Origin of the sequence: Shimwellia pseudoproteus (assembly GCF_016415625.1) — a bacterium.
In the GTDB taxonomy this organism is placed as follows: Bacteria; Pseudomonadota; Gammaproteobacteria; order Enterobacterales; family Enterobacteriaceae; genus Shimwellia; species Shimwellia pseudoproteus.
The window spans coordinates 1-3,319 of the sequence record NZ_WBXP01000100.1; the positions used below are offsets into that span (position 1 = coordinate 1).

The 3,319-nt window shown below is 33.3% G+C and carries 3 protein-coding genes; all 3 read left to right on the forward strand.

The window, feature by feature from the left end; all coding sequences use genetic code 11:
- Nucleotides 1-97: 97 nt before the first annotated feature.
- The 3 genes from F9C28_RS19790 to F9C28_RS19800 are packed head-to-tail and all read left to right on the forward strand — an operon-like array spanning nucleotide 98 to nucleotide 3,233.
- Nucleotides 98-961, forward strand: a complete 864-nt coding sequence (locus F9C28_RS19790; RefSeq protein ID WP_199016954.1) for a hypothetical protein — start codon at nucleotides 98-100, stop codon at nucleotides 959-961.
- Nucleotides 962-972: 11 nt separating this feature from the next.
- Nucleotides 973-2,064, forward strand: a complete 1,092-nt coding sequence (locus F9C28_RS19795) for a WavE lipopolysaccharide synthesis family protein (protein ID WP_199016955.1) — start codon at nucleotides 973-975, stop codon at nucleotides 2,062-2,064.
- A gap of 59 nt (nucleotides 2,065-2,123) precedes the next feature.
- On the forward strand, nucleotides 2,124-3,233 hold the full coding sequence (locus tag F9C28_RS19800) for an acyltransferase family protein (RefSeq protein WP_199016956.1): 1,110 nt from the start codon (nucleotides 2,124-2,126) through the stop codon (nucleotides 3,231-3,233).
- Nucleotides 3,234-3,319: the final 86 nt, after the last annotated feature.

Consider the following 3,319-nt stretch of genomic DNA (forward strand, 5'->3'; position numbering starts at 1 on the left):
GACGAAAGCAGGTATGCCTGAAAGTGTGCGTATTGCCTGAAAACACAACCCGCTACGGGGGAGACTTACCCGAAATCTGATTTATTCAACAAAGCCGATGGGAGGTCGTCGGAAATTTACTACTGATTTCTTGGTTAAAAAACCACGTGTTGCTGTTCTTTATGCCGGGCAGATGAGAAACTACGATGATCCAATATTGATGAAACTGAATAAAGAGTTCTTTTTTGATCGATATGATTGCGATGTCTTTGTTTCGACATGGAATAAACGTGGCTTTTCATATCACCATGGGAAAGCCAAGAAAAATAGCCATAGTATTGATGATGTTATTACACAAGAAGCAATCCATGATGTTCTATCTTCAATGGGAGCAAATGTCATATCTACGAGTATTGAAGATTTTGACGACTGGCTAATAAATCAAAGTAAAGGACTTCAAAAATTATACCATGATGGTATGAATATTGATGGTGAAATTGTAAAGGCAACATCATTCCCCCAGCTTTATACAATATTTAAGGCCTGCGAACTCAAAGAAAAATATCAAAGAGAAAAAAATATAAAGTATGATTTAGTCTTCCGGATAAGACCTGATCTTGCTATCGCTGAGGATTTACCTCACGAGTCATTATACCCTATTATTAAAGCTAATTCCCCTTTGGAGGGGGTTTTTCATCTTAACTCTCCCAAATCCTTTTATCCAAAAAGAGTTTACGATATATTTTTCTGGGGTGACGATAAAAGTATGGGAAAAATATCTAAGGCTTGGTTGAAATTGAACGATTTACTCAACGATCCTTTTGATAATGGCCTTCCGGATGTTGATTGTTGCAGATTGTTATACGTTATGGCAAGAAGGAATAAAATTAAAGTCATAGATGTTGAACGTTGCATTGCGAATATATACCGGAATGAAGGTGCTGAATTGTTTAATAAAAAAATCAAAGAGTTTTATAATTAAAAGGTACTGCAATGGCAAATTTAGATACTAGAAATTTGAGCGTTCTTTTTTCTGGCTCGGAATATAAAGAATTTGATATTCATTACAGCGTTGATTCTGTAAGGAAAAACTTTCCTGGTTGCGAAGTTTTACTCTCAACGAATGATATCGGTTTTTATCAAAAATCTTTAAAAAAAAATATTTTCGATAAAATTGTATTTTGTGAGGTTGGAGATGAATTGCCTTGCATAAAAGCACCTGGGATGATTGATAAAAGTAATTTTGTAAATAATAATATTAATAAACAAGTCCCTACATGTCTCGCTGGCATTAATGCAGCAACTCATGATGTGGTACTTAAGATAAGAACGGATCAGTATTTACTGAACTCTAATGTTTTAAAATTCTGGAACATGCTAACCGATGTACCAAAAAGAAATGCTGAGAAGCAAGGGCGTATTATTACGACAAGTGTATTCTCATTAAATCCTAGATTCCGAGAGAGAATTTTGTATCATATAGCTGATATGATGCAATTTGGATATAAATCAGACTTAATTAATTATTACTCTTGTCCTGAATATCCTTTCGAGTATTCTGTTTGGTATGAATATAATAAACATAATAAATATAGTACATTTGAAGAGAAATTATTTAGATCACGATATGCAGTAGAACAATGGTTATCTCTGAATTATATTTTTAGCGATGAGGCTGAATTTCCAGTAAAATATCACAATGATTGTAATCCAGAAATGATTTTCGAATATGAATATTTTTTCCCCGATTACTTTTTTATTGTTCATCCAGAAGATATTGGTCTAAGAAATCATACGAAATTTTTTGATGAAAAACATCAGATTGATCGAGAATGTTATTCAACTTTCGATTCTATCCGATTTATTAAGTCAAATTATGGGATCGATTTAGACCCTGAAGGATTATATAAAAATAGGCGTGAAAAGGAAGATGATGATGAGTATGTTTTCAGTTATGGACGGATATTCGATCTTTCATTTAAGTTCGGCCTAATTAGATTTGTCGTTAGAAACTTACCTTACAAATTAAAGAGTGAAGTGAAAAGGTTGATTAGAAGAAATAAAAAATTAAAATATGATGTATAAGTTGGAGGGCCCTATTTAGGGCCCTCCTTATTTGCATGGTTCATATTGGTGGGGTTCTGATGCTTTCAACTATTCTTTTGTTTGTATGGATGATATTAGGTATTGTATGCCTGATAGCGATTTTTAACTCTAATTTTTTTAGTTTTATTGATTCTGTGAATGTCAAAAATAACATCAATCGTGAAATTGATGGGTTGCGTTTTTTTTTGGCATTAGGTGTGGCTTACCATCACTTTGTTTTTTTTTATTATCTTTCAATAAATAACACTTGGAGCTTTGGTGATTTCCTTTTTAACGGTTTTTTGGGGAAGTTTTCAGTTGCCATATTTTTTATTATATCTGGGTACCTTTTTTATCCAAAGATATCATCGGATACTAATTGGAAAGTGTTTTTTATTCAGCGATTTTTCCGTATAGCGCCTATCGTAACTTTATCATCATTGATTTGTATTCTCTGCTCCATTATATTGAGCGATGAGTGTAATTCTTTTAAAGGGCAGCTTTGGAATGTTATATACTGGTTTGATGCAGGCTTGATAAACAACAGGCCAAATATTTGTGGTTTTAATAATAGCAGCCTCATTAATGCAGGAGTTACATGGACCTTACATTGGGAGTGGTTATTGTATTTTTCTCTTCCAATTATTTCTCTTTTTAAAAATAACAAAAATGGATTGCCTGTCATTATTTTTATTGGTTTTTTTGATGTGCTCGTGATTCCCCATTATGATTACAATTCAGCAGTGAATATATTGCTCTTTTGCGCCGGCTTTCTTGCTAGAGAGATTTCTTTTAAAATAAAGAATAATTCGATGATTTCCTTTTTTACAGTGTTCTTGTTCTATTCTCTCTTTGCAACGCATAATATTGATATGACATTATTAATGGTGCCATTTGCATGTTTGTTTTTTGTTTTGATTATTCAAAAAGGGAGTTTTTGGGGTGTTTTGAATAATCGGGGGATTGTTAGGTTAGGAGAGGTGAGTTATTCATTTTACCTATTGCACGGGATAGGATGGTTTATCCTCAATAGATTGATTTCATCGCCGTCAATACATATTGTATATTACTTGTTTTTCGCTCTGCTTGACTTAGTTGTCATCTCTATAATTAGTTCTTTTTGCTATCGTTTTTTGGAAGCACCTTTAATTGTTTTTGGGCTTTGTTGAATAAATCAGATTTCGGGTAAGTCTCCCCCGTAGCGGGTTGTGTTTTCAGGCAATACGCACACTTTCAGGCATACCTGCTTTCGTCA

What these genes read in the sequence shown, in the direction of transcription:
- F9C28_RS19790 (WP_199016954.1), top strand. Translation starts at nt 98, where the DNA reads ATGGGAGGTCGTCGGAAATTTACTACTGATTTCTTGGTTAAAAAACCA.
- F9C28_RS19795 (WP_199016955.1), top strand. Translation starts at nt 973, where the DNA reads ATGGCAAATTTAGATACTAGAAATTTGAGCGTTCTTTTTTCTGGCTCG.
- F9C28_RS19800 (WP_199016956.1), top strand. Translation starts at nt 2,124, where the DNA reads ATGCTTTCAACTATTCTTTTGTTTGTATGGATGATATTAGGTATTGTA.